Source organism: Candidatus Thiodiazotropha endoloripes (assembly GCF_001708965.1).
GTDB classification, from domain to species: Bacteria; Pseudomonadota; Gammaproteobacteria; order Chromatiales; family Chromatiaceae; genus Thiodiazotropha; species Thiodiazotropha endoloripes.
In genome coordinates, this window is the sequence record NZ_LVJW01000003.1 from 2274837 (window position 1) to 2291353 (window position 16517).

A 16517-nucleotide genomic window follows, 5' to 3' on the forward strand; every position below is an offset into this window, starting at 1 on the left:
CGATGACAAGCAATAAAGACAAAGCCAGGATTAAAGCTGCGGTAAAGCGTCGTAAACGTGAGACCTATACACCGGTTGTACCCGATAAACAGCTTGGATTTGTACACAACAATGTCGACTGTATCGGCTGCCGGGCTTGTGAAATCGCCTGTAAAGATAAAAATGGACTGGCGGCCGGACCAAGGTTCAGACGGGTTCAATATATCGAAGGTGGCACCTATCCGGACGTCTATGCCTATAAGGTCAATATGTCCTGTAACCATTGTGAATCACCAGCCTGTCTGCCAACCTGCCCCACAGGGGCGATATTCAAACGTCAGGAGGATGGCATCGTCGATATCGATTCCACGCTGTGTATCGGTTGTCGACGTTGTGAGGCGGCCTGTCCATTTGGTGCGCCACAGTTTGATCCAAACGATAACATCGTCAAGAAGTGTAATATGTGCGTGGATGAGATCGAGGCGGGGCGTAAGCCATATTGTGTCATGGCCTGTATGATGCGGGTGTTGGATATCGGGTCCATCGATGAAATCTGGAGGGGTAGCTTAGACACCGTAGCAGTCGGTCCTACAGACAAAGTCTCGAAACAAGTCAAGAACATGGCAAACATAGAGCTGACCAAACCATCGATCGGATTTGTGGCGCATAGCAAAGGAAAGGTCAAATAATGAAGCTGGTTACTGACCCGAACGACAACTCGAATCATTCGCAGATCAAAAGCTTTTTGCAAGTAATCTCGGATGACTTTCTAATGCTGACTCGCTTACACGCCAAGGAACCGGATGCGGATTTTCTTGAGTTATTGGTGGAATATGAATTCCCCAGCACTATGGCGCTAAATCTGGTCAGTGAAGAGGGAAAAAAGGCTAACCAGTTTATGCAGCGTGTTATTGAAATGATGCCTGAACAGTTTGATGATGAGTATCTCGATACGTTAGCAGCAGACTTTGCAGATATCTATCTGAATCATAGCCTGCAGGCTTCACCACTGGAGTCTGTATGGATCGACGAAGAGAAGCTGACCTGTCAAGAGAGCATGTTTCAGGTTAGAGCCTGGTATGAGAGCTATGGTCTGAAAGCGGAAAACTGGCGTATCCGTCCAGATGATGACTTGGTGCTGCAACTTCAATTCATTTCTCACCTATTCTCGATTTCTGAATCGATAAAAGAGCTAGAGGATATTGCGCGATTCATGGATGAACATCTATTGCGTTGGCTTGGCCAATTTACATCACGAGTGGTCCATCGTTCAGCGACACCCTACTATGCAGGTATCGCCCTATTGACAGGGGCTTATTGTGAGGAGTTAAGGGATCTCATTGCCACAATCACCAACCTCCCCCGACCATCTGCGGAGGAGATAGAAGAGAGAATGAAGTCCAATTCGGTGAGTCAAGAAGTAACAATGAGCTATATGCCAGGTATTGGACCTGCCGTTTAGTGTTCCCCATATGCCATTTCTCAAGGATTTTTTCAATCGGATACGAGAGGAAGAGAGATTACCGGTTGTAGACCCTGACCGATGCGTACATAGTCTGATTGAAATCGCCAGTTGTTCTGCTTGTGTGGATGTCTGCCCCACACAGGCCTGGGCCCTGGATGACGAAGCTTTACTCTTCGATGCGTCTGTTTGTGATGGCTGTGGACTCTGTCTACCCGTCTGTCCTGAAAGTGCTGTCTCAATCCAATATGAAATATTGACCGGTGACCTGGCAAAGGGAAAGATCGCACTCTCTGCCTGCGAACATACTGGAATAAAGGACAACCAAGGCGTTTTACCTTGCGTTCACCTGATCAGTCTCAACGATATACTCAATCTCTATAATCAGGGCTATATACAATGGGTGTGTGCAACCGGTAACTGCTCAGAGTGCCAACGAGGATCTAGTACTACCCTTTACCAGCGAATTCAACAGATTAATTTTGCTTTGGTTGAGGAAGGACTTCCACGCATCGACTATCACGAAACTGATTCCGTACAATGGCAACGTATCCAGTCAAGGGCGGAGGACACCCATCCGTCAGAAAATCTCAGTCGCCGAGCTTTCTTAAGAGGAGCACTGGAGAACAGTGTCAATGGTCCATCCACTCATTTTAAACAAAAACAACCAGCAACGACTGCCATTCCACCAGGTAAGCTAATGCCGAACGAGAATAGAACAACAATCTGGCCCTATGTACCACAGATTAACAGTACCCTGTGCGATGGCTGTGACGCATGTGTAAATACCTGCCCACACAATGCGATCAGGCTAATCACCGAAAGTGAGAGTAAATTTTATAAAATCCGGCCTGAAGCCTGTACTGAATGTGGGATTTGTCGGGACGTATGTGAGAGACAGGCGATCACTATCATGAAGTGGACAAATCTGCCACAACAGACACTGGCTCTGAATACCTTTACGTGTTCGAGCTGTGGCAACCCGGCGCACTCACCGTCAGATAATCACCAATCAATATGCAGAATTTGTGTTCAAGTCAATCATCAGAGTAACCTTTATCAAGTAATGGATTAACAGTCCGAAGAGTTATTGGGTTCCTGTGAACAGGACCCAATAGGCCATGGATAAGATAAATATAACAAGTTCATAACATTTTCTCCTACGCTACAGACTTATCTGCTTTCCTATGCTCTACTTCAATTCAAGGTTCAGAAGATCGGAAACATAAGACTATGATTAATTTGCGTAAATCTGCATGTTTTGCCCTCTACTTAGAACTTTCCATTCTCGTAATGGTGGCGATCTTTGCTACCAGCTGCTCATCTGAATCTCCGGAGCCTGAACAACGAATCGTTAATCAGAGTAAACCCGTCAAGAAGCAAATCGATTTTGCTCCCGGCTTACCATGGTTAAATGTTGAACGCCCGCTGACCGCTGACGACATGTTGGGCAAAGTTGTTATCCTGGATTTCTGGACATATGGCTGTATCAACTGTATCCATGTACTGGCGGATCTAAAAAAACTGGAAGATAAGTATGGCCATCAATTACTGGTCATCGGTGTACATACTCCAAAATTCGATAATGAGAAAAACCTGCAAACCCTGAAAAAAATCGTGATCCGATACGGTGTCGACCACCCTGTGATCAATGATGTAAATGGATTACTCGCCAGCTACTATGGAATGCGGGCATGGCCTACTCGAGTACTAATCGACCCCAAGGGTGAGGTTCTCGGAAAAGTGGTCGGAGAAGGTCGGTATACTCAGATCGATGATAAGATATCCGAGCTTCTAGCTCAGCATGAGGCAGTTCTTAATCCTTCACCCATACCTGTAAAACTGGAGCGCGAAGAAGATGACACAACACTCCTGTCGGCACCGGGAAAAGTCGCTGTAAACAGTAACTCTATCGCGATTAGCGACTCCCTCAATAATCGGATTATCGTTACCAATCACAGTGGCAAGATCAAACATATCGTTGGTTCCGGCACTCCTGGCAAACAAGATGGCAGTTTCACCGATGCCAGTTTCAGCTCACCACAAGGAGTGCTATTCAACAACAATCATATCTATGTAGCGGATACCGGCAACCATCTGCTTAGATTAATAGACCTCGATAATGACAGCGTTACTACCATAGCTGGAAACGGCTCTTTAGAGCGAAAACGCAGTGGTCAATTCCAGGCCAACTCAATCGGCATGGCCTCACCTTGGGCACTCGCTTTATTGGATGATAGATTATTTATCGCAATGGCCGGTAGCCATCAGATTTGGGTCTACAACATCAGCAGCAATCAGCTCAGTCGTTTCGCCGGATCAGGGCGTGAGGGCATCCAGGATGGTGATGTAGAACAGGCAACCTTCAGCCAACCGAGCGGGCTGAACATTGACCATGACTGGTTGTATATTGCTGACTCCGAAGCTTCAGCAGTACGACGGATTGACCTCAAAAATAATCTGGTAGAAACTCTGTTGGGTACGGGATTATTCGATTTTGGAGATAGAGATGGTGATCTCCAGAGCGCCAAGTTACAACATGTACTCGGTATATCGGTGAAAGACCAAACCTCGATTTACCTCGCTGACACTTACAATCATAAACTCAAAAGAATCGACCTTGAGTCATCCTCAGTGGAATCGCTGATTGGTGATGGCAAACCAGGATTTCTTAGTACTGTAGATGGTCAGTTGCAGCTAAACGAACCAGGAGGGTTGGCACTTTATGAGGACAGACTCTATATCACAGATACAAATAACGATCGTATTGTTGTATACGACATAGACAGTGGAGAACCGAGGCTGCTTAATATTCAACCTATTCAGTAATTATGACTTCACACAAATCTGAATATATCTAAGATATGAAACCTAGTAATTCAAGATAGAACCATACAATGGTTCACATATACAGCATGTCTCAGCTGAGAATATGAGTGCTGAAATCGACACTCCTTGAAAACACCTTTCCTACCAATCCTATTATTTCAAACAACTAAAGTTAACCTGATTTAATAGTCTAAGAGATGCCTGCTAATTTGTCAGTTGGTTAGCTCTGAACATCTATTGCATTATCACTTGATCCCGACCGTTTTGTTTTGCTTGATAGAGATAGGTATCTGCTCTCTGTATTGCTTTTTCAAACGATTCTTCGCCGGGGATGAAAACCGCAATACCAATACTTATGGTCATCTTGAAGCTATTTTTTGTAACAACGAATTGATAGTCGGAAATCACATCACGTATACGTTCAGCATAACTTAAGATTGCATCCTCATTATCAAACTGCCCCACGACGACGAACTCTTCACCACCATAGCGGATCAGTAGATCACTGGGTCTTGAGCGTTGTCTAAGCAAACCAGCAATCGTGGTAAGCACTTCATCTCCAGCCGCATGTCCATGAGTATCGTTAACCTTTTTAAAATGATCGATATCCATGAACAGAATTGCCATCAGACCGTTGGACTCTCTTTGCTGAAGTTTGATAAGGGATGGAATGCTCTCAATCAAGTAGCGCCTTCTGTAAAGACCGGTAAGAGAGTCCCTGACTGCCAGCTGACTTAATCTATCGATCAATTGGGAGCCGAAGAAAACTGAAAATCCGATGAAGATCAGCAGCAGTATGGTCGCCAGTGTTGATCCTCTGATAATGATATCCTCTGTCTCCTGCTCGATATCATCAAGATACTTACCTGTTCCCAAAACCCAATCCCAGGGTTCAAAATAGTCAACATAGGAAACCTTATGGAACTCCATACTGTTATGTGGCTTTTTCCAGTAATACTCTACCCAGCCACCACCTCGCTTGGCGACATGGATGAACTCTTCAAAAATCCGTTTGCCTTTGATATCAGTCCAGTCTATTTGATTGATACCTACCCGTTCCGGAGTGTGAGGCTGCATGTAGAGGGTTCCGTTACCCAGGTTAATCCAGTAGTAGCCATTTTTCTTATAAGTAGCATTCTCCAGTGCATTGGCTGCAAGTCTTTTTGCCTCAGCCATTGACAGTTCCCCGGCCACTTCCAGCTTATAGAAATAACGGATCACACCCATGCCGATTTGTGATACTTCACGGGCATCGTCTTTGTGCTTTTGCAGAAGGCTATCTGACAGGTTCCCATAGAAATAGGAGAGCAACAGAAGCATACCAAAAAGAAACAGAGCTGAGAGCAGAACAAATTGATTAAGGATTGCGGTTCTTTCTTGGGGCTGCATGATACAGATAAATCATCAGATCAGGTTTCGCTTAGAAGACCTCTGATCTTCCACTGGCGGAATTTTCATAAATCCAGTATATGACATTACTTCACCAGAGAAACCTACGATAGCAGAGTGATAATTGGAATTTCCAGTTTAATTGATCTGTCTCATGCCACTTTTGATTGAATTGTCATAATTCGTAACAAACTGACAGGCAACAAGGCAATTCTTGAGGCTTGCCACACATTACCGGAGACACCACACATACCATCTAATCGTAACTTAAGCAGACAACCTCATGTTGCGCTGCTAAGTGCCTGAATATAATTTTAGCTTATACCCAAGCTCATCGAGTTAGGGCCTGTAAACACTAATCCAATAGACACTAGTATAATTATTAGCATAGTCAATCATGGAAAACCTCTTACGAACCAGCATCAATGAATAAACTTTTTTATGGTGATCAGGACTACTAATTATGGAAAACCATAATTTACCTTTGGTAGACATGCTCTATGATCGTCTCAATATCTAAATAACTCGATCAGGATATTCGAGCCATTTTATTGACCCGGGTGCTTGGTTAAGGGTCTTTCTACCCTGAGGTGCATCGGTGAGTGTCAAGATATCGATAAAACAGTTGATCTTTCTACTCATGCTTAGCTTTTCACTTTCAAGTTATGGACTTGAGCTAAAATGGGCAGGATGTGGCATTACCAAAAAGGCTTTCATGGCCGAACTGGCTTCTGCTTATGAGCGAAAAACCGGCATCAAGATAGAGTTGGAAGGCGGTGGTGCCACCAAGGGGATTCAGAAAGTCATTTCAAAGTCCGTCGATGTAGGCGGATCATGCCGCTTCCGTGTGAATGATGACGATGCATCCCGTGCCTCGATCAAGTTCAATCCAGTGGCTTGGGATGCCTTGACAGTTGTGGTCAACCAAGCCAATCAGATCGATTCCATCTCCCTGGAATCACTGCGTGACATCTATACCGGTAAAATCAACAACTGGTCTCAATTGGGCGGTTCTGACCAACCGCTGGATCTCTATGTGCGTGAAGGAAAGATATCCGGTGTCGGGCATACGATTCGACAGTTATTGTTCAACAATCCACAAATGAGCTTTGAGGGCAGTGCGTTTTTCCCTTCTTCAGGGCCACTGGAAAAAGCGATAGAGAAAAATCCAAATGCAATCGGTATGACCGGAATCAGCAGTGCTCGTAAGCGTAACTTCAAAATCCTCAAACTGGATGGTAAAGAACCCAGTTTTGAGAATATCAAAAATGGTTCCTATACCCTGTATCGCCCCCTCTATATCATAAGCAACAGAGAGAGTGACAACTACGCCGAGGTCAAACGCTTTCTGAGTTTTACACACAGCCGGGAAGGACGCGATATTATGCGTGATAATGGCGTTGTACCCTATCTCGAAGCGGTCTGGTTAAGCAGTAATCTACAGCGTCAATGGTCTGACTCAAGGAAGATCAGAAATTGAGTTGAGCCAATCGGTATTGAGATTTTCTCCTACCACACCACTTATTTCGTAACAAAAGCCTGACAGTTCCCTTCTAGCTACCAATATAATGAGTAGATTCATTACCTTAGAGTTGATTTAATCACCCCCTCCTCTGCATATAAGAAGCTGTAATATAAAACCAAGGTCTGTAGATCCTCTATTTATAACGTTATTTAAATATAGTTAATCGCCTGCAACTCAAAAAGTGAATTTTTGTACCTCTTTTTTAGTCAAAACAAGAGGCAAACTTATGCAGGGAGTATTTGAAAAAACTAAAACGACATGGATCTAAGTTGAGAAAGACTATCCTGGTTTATACGATATCGTAAACACACAGGTCTGAACCAAAACAATTTCACAATCAGTGAATGCGGAAAGATGACCATCTATGGGCCATGTCAGGGTGAATATCATGAAGCGAAGAGAACTCTTAAAGTCAGGAATCATGCTAAGTCTATACACCTTTGTCCTGTCTGGTTTCGGGTTTTACTCATCCAAAATCAGTGCAAACTGGCCAAAGCATCTCTTCCATACAGACACGATTGATCGTGCAATTAAAGGGATTACCGGGCAACCCTTTCACAAGTTACAAACCAGTGATCGAGTGAAACTCAAAGTGGATAAAATCGTTGAGGATGGAAGTACCGTTCCGGTCACAATTACAAGTGAACTTAAAGCAACAAAGACAATCACTGTTTTATCTGACAAAAACCCCAATCCAGTCATTGCCAGATATCAAATGACTTCGAATATCGCACCAACAATCAGTACAAGAATCAAGATGGGGGGATCCGGGTCCATCATAGCAGTAGTCGAGACTGACAACGGCTATTTCAGCGCGAGCAAAAAGATCAAAGTAACCTCAGGAGGATGTACCTGAGTCTCCCACAATTGAATTTGAGGTTATTGTTATGTCTACACAAAAGCATAAGCTTCTGGCGAGAAAAAAATCGGGTTATGTACAAGTACGCATGCTCCTCAGACACCCTATGGAAACAGGCAATCGTAGAGACAAAGTAACCGAAGTGAAGATTCCACGTTTTTTTATCAGAGAGTTGACATGTGAACATAGAGGAGTTGTCGTACTTTCATGTCATTGGGGTTGGGGAGTATCGAGAAATCCCTATCTATCATTCAGATTGCTTTCAGGAGAGGCAGGAGAAGCAATAACTATCACCTGGACAGACAACTTGGGCAAGTCAAACATGATAACTACGACGATTAAATAAAACATTATGGATGAACTATCCAAAGCATGGCTAATCGGTGGAGGGTTGGTCATAGGCGGAATCTTCGGTCTTTTGGCACAAAGATCAGGATTTTGTGCGGTCTCTGCGATCAGTAACTCAAAATTGATGGGGGACTACCGGCATTTGGATGGCTACATTGCCGCTATCCTTGTTGCACTATCCGGAACGCTTATTCTCGAATTGATCGGTTTGGTCGATATTGGCACATCTCTCTACAGACGTCCGACCTTTAATTGGGCTGGTGCACTGTTTGGCGGACTCATATTCGGTATCGGAGCTATGTTATCCGGTGGATGCGCGTCGAGAACTTTGGTTCGGTCTGCAGAAGGCAATATCGGTGCAATTGTCACCCTATTGGCATTTGCACTCTCCGGGATGGCTACATTGATTGGTATATTGGACCCAGCCAGGGCGTGGGTTGCCTCATCAGCCATTGATCTTGAACCAGGTGATGCCTCACTCTCCAAATTGATTGGTCAACCTCACTATCTGCTGCCAGTTATGGTAGTAGTGTCAGGCATAATCTATCTTTACCGTCACTTAAGAGAACAAAACAACTGGTCCTATATCTTTTATGGTAGCGGCATCGGCCTATGTGTCGTTATCAGTTGGTGGATAACCGGCGTACTGGGCCAGGATGATTTTTTTGAATTGCCACCCACCTCCATCGCGGTCGCGGGCCCCCTTTCTCGTGGTGCGGTTTATATATCGACAGGTGAGGTTACAGGCAACCATTTCGCCTTTTATCTACTACCGGGAATGATCATAGGCGCTTTCGTCAGCGCACTCATATCCGGCAGATTTCAATGGGTACCCCCTGCAGGTTCAATGGTTGGCAGCTATCTGTTGGGCGGTATCCTGATGGGGGTTGGGGCGGTTTTTGCCGGTGGCTGCAATATTGGACAGGGACTCTCCGGCCTCTCCACGTTTTCGATCACATCACTCATAGCGGTTGGCGCTATTTTGTCCGGAATGTCATTGACGTTGACATGGATAAATAAAAGAACCAAATAACCCTGATGGGGGTTCAAAGCCTGATTTTTGCAACAGAGATTGAGTCTGTCTATTCCAAAGGTGATATTAACCTACTTTTTTAATCAACTATTATTGGGGGATACAGACGACAATCATGTTCGGTAAAAATGGCACAGCATCAGCCGGGATTGATGGGTTGAGCAGCCAGGAACAGGAGACATTTTGATGAAGTCTCACCCGACACCTATGCTCGATCAGCTGGAAAGTGGCGAATGGCCTAGCTTTGTCACAGGCATCAAAAGACTGCGTGACACCCATCCCGATCGCCGAATTAGAGAAACCACCAATGACCTGCTGGGTCAATTGGAGTACTCCTATGAGACCCGAAAGGGGTACTGGAAAGGGGGTACGGTCAGTGTTTTTGGTTATGGAGGCGGGATCATTCCCCGCTTCTCAAGCGTTGGCGATCTGTTTCCGCAATCGAAGGAGTTTCATACACTGCGCGTACAACCCCCTGCGGGAAACTACTACACCACAGATATCCTGCGGCAACTGGCAAACAGCTGGGAGAAGTGGGGCTCCGGCCTGGTCACCTTTCACGGTCAGACGGGCAACATCATGTTCATCGGAGCGAACACAAAAAACACCCAACACTTCTTCAACGAGATCAATGAATATGGTTTTGACTTAGGCGGTGCCGGACCTTGTGTGCGTACTGCTCAGTCCTGTGTGGGATCCGGTCGTTGCGAGCAATCCTGTACCAACGAACATGAGATCCATCGTCGCTTGGTCAACAACTTCCTCGACGAGATGCACCGGCCGGCGCTACCGTATAAATTCAAGTTCAAGGTTTCCGGCTGCCCAAACGACTGCATGAATGCCATCGAGCGTGCCGATTTTGCGGTAATTGGTACCTGGCGAGACGATATGCAGGTGGATCAGACAGAAGTGAAACAGTATCTCTCTGATAAAGGCCGGCAATACATCATCGACCACGTCATCAGCCGCTGCCCCACCCACGCACTCTCACTGACCGATGAGAATAGACTGGAGGTGGAGAATGCCGACTGTGTGCGCTGCATGCACTGTCTCAATGTGATGCCCAAGGCGCTCTCCCCCGGTAAGGATAGAGGCGTCAGCCTGCTGATCGGTGGTAAACGAACCCTGAAGATCGGGGATCGTTTCGGCACCATGATGATCCCGTTCATGAAGCTCGAGAATGAGTCGGATTATGAAAAACTGGTCGCTCTGGCAGAGGAGACCATCGACTTCTTTGCTGAAAATGCCCTGGAGCATGAGCGCATCGGTGAGATGATTGAACGCATCGGTCTGGTGAACTTCATCGAAGCGCTGAGTATTGATGTGGACCCCAATATGATCGTGCATCCACGGGAGAACTCCTATGTGCGCACCGATCAGTGGGAGGAAGAGGCCCAGAAGTGGTTTGAACACCATCCCAATGACGATCCGTCAGCGGATGTGGCTTGAGGAGTGATCTGATGGCGAACGCAGAGCGTAGAGTCCCGATTGAAAGCGGCTGTCCCGACGGTATTCAGTATATGCATCCCGTGATGCGCGAGAATTTCGGTCACTGGCGATACCACGAAGATCCCAGGCCGGGAGTCCTTCGTCATGTGGCTCATAGCGGCGATGAGATCTGGACGGTGAGAGCGGGTACCCAACGGATTCTGGATCTCTTTACGCTGCGCAAATTGTGCGAGATCGGTGATCAATTCGCGGATGGTTATATACGCTTTACAATCCGCAGCAATATCGAGTTTATGCTCTCCGACGGAGATCGTGTGGCCGCGTTGGTCGAAGCCTTGGAATCCAATGGATTCGTGGTTGGCGGCACACGAAATTCGGTCGCGGCCATTTCACATACCCAGGGTTGGCTGCATTGCGACATACCCGCCACGGATGCCTCTGGTGTGGTTAAATCGATGATGGATCAGCTGGTGGATGAGTTTCGTCAATGGAACATGCCCAACCGGGTTCACATCACCACCTCCTGTTGTCAGATCAACTGCGGCGGCCAGGGGGATATCGCGATCAATATTCAACACACCAAACCCCCAAAAATCGACCATACCCAGGTGGCAAACGTTTGTGAGCGGCCATCGGTGGTGGCGCGCTGCCCGGTAGCGGCGATACGACCTGCGATGGTCAATGGCAAACCCTCCCTGGAGGTCGATGAGAGGAAATGTGTCTGTTGCGGCGCCTGCTATCCGCCCTGCCCCCCGATGCAGATCAATGATCCGGAACACTCAAAGCTGGCGGTATGGGTTGGCGGCAACCACTCGAATGCCCGGGCTCGGCCCACTTTCCAAAAACTGGTGGCAGCCGGTATCCCCAACAATCCACCACGCTGGCCGGAGGCCACAGCCATTGTCAAACGGATTCTCAAGGCTTATCAGACCCATGCCAAAGACTGGGAGCGGATCAATGATTGGGTGGAGCGTATCGGCTGGCCGCGATTCTTCGAATTGACCGGATTGCCTTTCACCAAATTCCATATTGATAACTGGAGAGGTCAACAGAAGAGCCTGAATGCCTCTACACATCTTAGGTTCTGACCGTAAGATTCAGGGAGTTATAGGGCTTCAAATCCCAGGCATCAACCCCTGAAACTGTGAAGCCGCTATCAGAATTAAATGCCTAATCTATTTATTTAGTTTATTAGCATATTATTATATGCTATCATGTATTCATCTTTAAGCTATATAGGTATATAGGTATAACAGGATGAACAAATTGCTGATTGCTACTCTCCTTCTTGTAACAACTGGTCTGGTTTCTGCCAATACGACCGAAAAACTTCAACCCAGGGCTACCACCGGCTTCGACGGCTTTTACGGCATCGAAGATTACAATGACGCCTTTTACGGGGATGTATACAAGCAGAAGACCGCTGAACAGACCCCTGTCGTACGCTTCGGCAAGTAATCCCCGCATTTTCATACAGACAAACACCGGACCCCATGGGTCCGGTGTTATTTTATTCTTCATCATTTCTGTTCTACAAGGTCTCGATAAGCATGCCAGGTAGCATGGGCAGCGAGTGGAAAAAGAAACACCAGACCGGCGTAGAGGGTTACGAATCCTGCAATAATGATGGTCACCAGGATAGCCGCCCACAAGAACATAGCCAGAAAATTGTAGCGTACTGCGTTCCAGCTGGTCTGGATCGCATCGAATACATTGCAGTCTCGATCCACCATCATGGGAACCGATACGACACTGATACTGAATATGATGAAAGCGATCACGGCACCACAGCTGACACCGACCACCAGCAGCTGCAGCCCTTGCCAACTACCGAACAGGGATGTCAGGAAACCTTGCCATGTTGCAGGGGTGATACCAGTGAATGTCAGGGCAACGATTAGCTGAGCCAGGGTCACCCAGGCAATCAGCGCTACAATCAACACCAGCCCCATATTGAAAGTATGGAAGCTGTTTTTCCAGACCTTCTTCATGGCCATTCGTAGTGAAGGCTCCTCGCCAGCCTCCAACTGACGGCTGATCGCATATAAACCGATAGCCAACAGGGGCGCAATAAGGAAAAAACCCGCTACGAGCTGTGGAAAAAGAAAGAACATACCATTTGATACAACAGATATGGTTATCAGGTAGCTGATGATCGCCAATACCAGTCCATAACCCAAGCTTTGAGCGGGTGCGGCTTTGATGTCCTGCCAGCCAGCGGACAACCACATCCATGGGTGGTCTGTGCCGATATCACGCACCTGCGCAATGGTAACTGGCCTGGCATCATAATGGTGAATGACAGTATGACTCATTTTTTCCTCCATAGATTTTCTGATCCCGTTGAATCATGGGATGATAATTATTAGGACAAATAGGATGGTCATTCTGTTTCACCACGATCTGCTAGTGAATGTATTGAAAATCACTTTTAATATGGACTGACGGTGGATAACTTTAATTTTTGGCTTTTTACTAATATAGTTAAAAAAAGAGCTGTCTAAAGTAGAACCTTATGTCATAGTAAAATATACGATTCGTACTGCGTCGGAATAGTGAAAACAAAGGCTCCTGCTCGTCAATTCCTTCTGATTGTGGGCATGAGATGTAGTGGCGTGAATATTATCTGTTTTATCATCGTTACCCTGGAGCGGATCAAAAAACCGGGACTGGTGTAAATTCTATCCCCACTTCATACGACGATCTGAGGAATCGAAGGATTCCGAGATATTGTCCTCAAGTCCTTTACAGGTTTACCGATAAAAAAACATAAGTACAGAAAATAGTATTATGACTGGGAAAATAAACCCAATCATCAGTTGACTCCTAAACAGTTTACGAATCAACTAAATTTTTAGAATAAACATCACGAACGACCAGCCATGGATTACAATACCTTGCTAGAAGGACTTCAGGAACTGTCGGATACCGCATTCCCCCGCGTCTGTACCAACTGCGGTAAGGAGTATCCAGATTTACAAACCTTCATCTATGAAACTCAACAGTTGGAAGGACGTAGCGGACTCATGGAGAATGTTGGTTGCCCTGATGAAGGAGATGAGCCTATCGTAGAACTCTATAGGAACTGTATTTGTGGCTCTACCTTGATGGAGTTTTTTTCAGACCGCCGGGATACATCAGAGGTTGGTTTACAAAGACGGCAGTTATTTGACAATCTATTGGCGCAATTGGTTGAGATGGGCGTCTCTACAGAAGAAGCCAGGAACGAGTTAAAACTATTCCTAAGTACTGGAAAAAGCGTCCTCTTAGAAAAAATGGGTATTCGCACTTCGTTCTGATCTCTTGGAGCTTGATTTGACTCATCGGATTAATATCGATATCGCCAGTTGATCGTTAAAATATTGATCTGTTGTAGCAACCCCACACGAATCCCCTATCCACATTACCGACAAATCATTGTCATGGTCGGCAGATTTCTGTTGTATGTATAGAGGCAACGAATGACCTGCCTGGGCATCATCTATCAGAACGCCAAGTGATGCTCCTCATTGAAGTGCTAAAAGCGCATCAGTTCTGATATATATCGTTTTTAGAGTGGGCTACTTGGTAACAGCACGTGGTCGCCACGAGACAACGTGCACCCCATTCCTTGGTACTGTTGCTAGGGCCTGTTATCACGAATCCAATAGGCCCTGCTTGGACTGTTTTTGTGTCCAGCAAGGCGGAATGGGCGTAGTGAGTCTGAGTTGATATGAGTCTTATAGTACACTTTTAAACTATGCTACGCCGTCTTCTAATAGTGTGCTTCACTTAGTCTCTAATTGTCGAATCTTCAAAATATCTTTACAAGCAAAGCACCATAATTGTGGTAACAAAAAGAATTTACACTTACACATGTAATATTTTATTTATCGGATTGATTTTGTTTAAATGTCTCTAAGGCAGTTTTAATAACAGCCCAGGTTTTGCATATGAACCAAGTACATTAGTGGCACTACGTTTGATCAATTATTATTAACGGTCATGTAAAAATCATTCTATCTACTAATATACAGTCCGGTCTGTGAATCCCTTCTTCAACAATCTTTTCTCCTACTGCTTTATCCTCTACTCACCCGTTACATTGGCATTGTGTCAGTTGTAACGGTCTTTCATCAACGTAAGGTGTGAAATACAAAATTGTAGTTATTTCATGAGCCACATGCTCTCCCCTAAATACCGCGATAACTTGTGGGCTCGATTAAGATTTGTTCGACTGAGTTTTATACGGTAATTAAATATTGTAAAATTAATAAGTAGCAGTTAAGATTTGCTATTCAAATACATTTGTAACTAATTGTTATTATTTAGTATTTCATGTTTTTAAATGTATGAACAAATTAAGCCAAGAAAAACCTCATAGTCTTTCTGATTTGTGTATCGTAGGTGGTTGTGGCAGCAGTGGCACAACACTATTGGCTCATATCGTTAGTAAACACGAAAAAATAGGTTCCGGACCAGAATTTAACTGTTTTAATCATCATGAATTGTATGATTTTGATTCATTCAAGAATCAGTTAACACATTTGCAAGGTGGTAAAGCAAAGCCATCAGGTTATGTCGATGTTCCTGTATTTATGACGTTTCAGGAGCATTATGGAATAACTCATGAACTAGTAGATGATTGGATTTCACAAAGTTCAAGCTCAATTGAGTTTACCTGCTTATTGAGAGACCATTTGCTTGATCATTTTAAATGTGAAATATTTTTTGAGAAATCACCAACTAATGCATACTGCTTAAACGCTGCTGGAAAAGTCCTCAATGATGTCAAGCTCGTGCATATGGTGCGTGATGGGCGCGATGTTGTAAGCTCTTTGATGAACAGAGGATGGAATCTGTTCGGAGCTGGAACTCGATGGTTATATGATACAGTACAAGGCTTGGAGGCTCGTAACAGTCCAAACTATATGGAGCTTCGCTATGAGGAATTTGTTTCGAAACCGGACAACGTGTTAAATGAATTATTTTCCTATCTCAATGTATCCCAAACCGCGAATGATTTACTCAACTCTAATAAAGAAGTACCTGGATCGTATTACGAGGAATGGACAGAGCGAAGCGAACCAAAAGCCTGGAACCAGACTCCATCAGATCCAATTTCCACAAAATCAATTGGAAAATATAAAGAAAAACTCACCAAGGGCGAGCTAAACTATTTAAATAAAATTAAATTAAAAAGAAGAGTCGATATCAATCCAGACACACCCCGATCTTTCGGGGAATTATTAGAGTATTTAGCATATCCAAGATCCATTCAGCAAGATAGCAGAATAGAATTCAATACAATCACCTTTAATCCCTATAAATTAGCTGATTACTTAAGGCGAGTACATCGATTTCATAATAGGAATTATTGGCATCTTCCTCAAATATATACTTACTGAATTATTCTCTTATAATGAGAAATTCAAGAATCACAAATCTAATTCTACATTTGCTGTATAAACATTTTGTAGCAAACGCTTGAAATTGAATACCCAATTTAGGCATTAAGCTCATATCTCGGCCTGGTAGCACTGTTCGGTGTTTCATCCTAATCAGATTGAACTGGGTTGTCTTTGGCCTGTTCGGCCGGCGTCACATCGATACGATACTTGTTGTTCAGTTATTCGTACCATGAACCGGGCCGGATTTACCCTAC

At 44.9% G+C, this 16517-nt stretch carries 15 protein-coding genes; 13 read left to right on the forward strand and 2 right to left on the reverse strand.

Annotated features, from left to right (window positions below):
* Positions 1 to 2 precede the first annotated feature (2 nt).
* The 4 genes from A3193_RS10215 to A3193_RS10225 all read left to right on the forward strand — a co-directional run bounded on the left by A3193_RS10215 (position 3) and on the right by A3193_RS10225 (position 4270).
* Positions 3 to 668 carry a 4Fe-4S dicluster domain-containing protein gene (locus A3193_RS10215; RefSeq protein ID WP_069006526.1) on the forward strand — a complete coding sequence of 222 codons (666 nt, stop codon included), beginning with the start codon at positions 3 to 5 and terminating at the stop codon, positions 666 to 668.
* The gene (locus A3193_RS10220) at positions 668 to 1441 is read left to right on the forward strand and encodes a TorD/DmsD family molecular chaperone (protein WP_069014635.1); all 774 of its coding nucleotides are present in this window, start codon (positions 668 to 670) and stop codon (positions 1439 to 1441) included. The genes A3193_RS10215 and A3193_RS10220 overlap by 1 nt, the downstream gene beginning before the upstream one ends.
* A gap of 10 nt (positions 1442 to 1451) precedes the next feature.
* Positions 1452 to 2516, forward strand: coding sequence for an ATP-binding protein (locus tag A3193_RS21090; protein ID WP_071938092.1), 1065 nt, complete (start codon positions 1452 to 1454; stop codon positions 2514 to 2516).
* A gap of 158 nt (positions 2517 to 2674) precedes the next feature.
* Positions 2675 to 4270 carry a thioredoxin-like domain-containing protein gene (locus tag A3193_RS10225; protein WP_235614951.1) on the forward strand — a complete coding sequence of 532 codons (1596 nt, stop codon included), beginning with the start codon at positions 2675 to 2677 and terminating at the stop codon, positions 4268 to 4270.
* 234 nt (positions 4271 to 4504) lie between these two features.
* On the opposite strand, the gene A3193_RS10230 is transcribed toward A3193_RS10225, so the two are convergent.
* On the reverse strand, positions 4505 to 5659 hold the full coding sequence (locus A3193_RS10230; protein ID WP_069014636.1) for a diguanylate cyclase: 1155 nt from the start codon (positions 5657 to 5659) through the stop codon (positions 4505 to 4507).
* 598 nt (positions 5660 to 6257) lie between these two features.
* Between A3193_RS10230 and A3193_RS10235 the strand changes: the two genes are divergently transcribed.
* The 7 genes from A3193_RS10235 to A3193_RS20415 all read left to right on the forward strand — a co-directional run bounded on the left by A3193_RS10235 (position 6258) and on the right by A3193_RS20415 (position 12331).
* Entirely contained in the window at positions 6258 to 7139 is an 882-nt protein-coding gene (locus tag A3193_RS10235) for a phosphate ABC transporter substrate-binding protein (protein WP_235614952.1), read from the forward strand.
* Between the two features lie 433 nt (positions 7140 to 7572).
* Positions 7573 to 8040, forward strand: a complete 468-nt coding sequence (locus A3193_RS10240) for a thiosulfate oxidation carrier protein SoxY (RefSeq protein WP_069014637.1) — start codon at positions 7573 to 7575, stop codon at positions 8038 to 8040.
* A gap of 31 nt (positions 8041 to 8071) precedes the next feature.
* Positions 8072 to 8389 (forward strand): thiosulfate oxidation carrier complex protein SoxZ, encoded by a 318-nt coding sequence (gene soxZ / locus A3193_RS20060; RefSeq protein WP_071933791.1) that lies wholly within the window; start codon positions 8072 to 8074, stop codon positions 8387 to 8389.
* Positions 8390 to 8461: 72 nt separating this feature from the next.
* Positions 8462 to 9424: a YeeE/YedE family protein gene (locus A3193_RS10245; RefSeq protein ID WP_162273703.1), complete on the forward strand. Its 963-nt coding sequence runs from the start codon at positions 8462 to 8464 to the stop codon at positions 9422 to 9424.
* Between the two features lie 186 nt (positions 9425 to 9610).
* On the forward strand, positions 9611 to 10873 hold the full coding sequence (dsrA, locus tag A3193_RS10250) for a dissimilatory-type sulfite reductase subunit alpha (RefSeq protein WP_414630417.1): 1263 nt from the start codon (positions 9611 to 9613) through the stop codon (positions 10871 to 10873).
* A gap of 11 nt (positions 10874 to 10884) precedes the next feature.
* Positions 10885 to 11961: a dissimilatory-type sulfite reductase subunit beta gene (gene dsrB, locus A3193_RS10255; RefSeq protein WP_069006730.1), complete on the forward strand. Its 1077-nt coding sequence runs from the start codon at positions 10885 to 10887 to the stop codon at positions 11959 to 11961.
* Between the two features lie 178 nt (positions 11962 to 12139).
* Positions 12140 to 12331 (forward strand): hypothetical protein, encoded by a 192-nt coding sequence (locus tag A3193_RS20415; RefSeq protein ID WP_139117092.1) that lies wholly within the window; start codon positions 12140 to 12142, stop codon positions 12329 to 12331.
* A gap of 62 nt (positions 12332 to 12393) precedes the next feature.
* Here the strand turns inward: A3193_RS20415 and A3193_RS10265 are convergent, their stop codons facing one another.
* Positions 12394 to 13188 (reverse strand): DUF2189 domain-containing protein, encoded by a 795-nt coding sequence (locus tag A3193_RS10265; protein ID WP_069014777.1) that lies wholly within the window; start codon positions 13186 to 13188, stop codon positions 12394 to 12396.
* Between the two features lie 567 nt (positions 13189 to 13755).
* Between A3193_RS10265 and A3193_RS10270 the strand changes: the two genes are divergently transcribed.
* Together A3193_RS10270 and A3193_RS10275 are read left to right on the forward strand one after the other, a co-directional pair.
* A complete protein-coding gene (locus A3193_RS10270; protein WP_069006732.1) occupies positions 13756 to 14172 on the forward strand; it encodes a hypothetical protein in 417 nt (138 codons plus the stop codon).
* 1032 nt (positions 14173 to 15204) lie between these two features.
* Positions 15205 to 16260 carry a sulfotransferase family protein gene (locus A3193_RS10275; RefSeq protein ID WP_083218496.1) on the forward strand — a complete coding sequence of 352 codons (1056 nt, stop codon included), beginning with the start codon at positions 15205 to 15207 and terminating at the stop codon, positions 16258 to 16260.
* The last annotated feature ends 257 nt before the right edge of the window (positions 16261 to 16517 follow it).

Excerpts from the sequence above, each read along its gene's own strand:
- A3193_RS10215 (WP_069006526.1), top strand. The coding sequence starts at position 3 with ATGACAAGCAATAAAGACAAAGCCAGGATTAAAGCTGCGGTAAAGCGT.
- A3193_RS10220 (WP_069014635.1), top strand. The coding sequence starts at position 668 with ATGAAGCTGGTTACTGACCCGAACGACAACTCGAATCATTCGCAGATC.
- A3193_RS21090 (WP_071938092.1), top strand. The coding sequence starts at position 1,452 with ATGCCATTTCTCAAGGATTTTTTCAATCGGATACGAGAGGAAGAGAGA.
- A3193_RS10225 (WP_235614951.1), top strand. The coding sequence starts at position 2,675 with ATGATTAATTTGCGTAAATCTGCATGTTTTGCCCTCTACTTAGAACTT.
- A3193_RS10230 (WP_069014636.1), bottom strand. The coding sequence starts at position 5,659 with ATGCAGCCCCAAGAAAGAACCGCAATCCTTAATCAATTTGTTCTGCTC.
- A3193_RS10240 (WP_069014637.1), top strand. The coding sequence starts at position 7,573 with ATGAAGCGAAGAGAACTCTTAAAGTCAGGAATCATGCTAAGTCTATAC.
- soxZ (WP_071933791.1), top strand. The coding sequence starts at position 8,072 with ATGTCTACACAAAAGCATAAGCTTCTGGCGAGAAAAAAATCGGGTTAT.
- dsrA (WP_414630417.1), top strand. The coding sequence starts at position 9,611 with ATGAAGTCTCACCCGACACCTATGCTCGATCAGCTGGAAAGTGGCGAA.
- dsrB (WP_069006730.1), top strand. The coding sequence starts at position 10,885 with ATGGCGAACGCAGAGCGTAGAGTCCCGATTGAAAGCGGCTGTCCCGAC.
- A3193_RS10265 (WP_069014777.1), bottom strand. The coding sequence starts at position 13,188 with ATGAGTCATACTGTCATTCACCATTATGATGCCAGGCCAGTTACCATT.
- A3193_RS10270 (WP_069006732.1), top strand. The coding sequence starts at position 13,756 with ATGGATTACAATACCTTGCTAGAAGGACTTCAGGAACTGTCGGATACC.
- A3193_RS10275 (WP_083218496.1), top strand. The coding sequence starts at position 15,205 with ATGAACAAATTAAGCCAAGAAAAACCTCATAGTCTTTCTGATTTGTGT.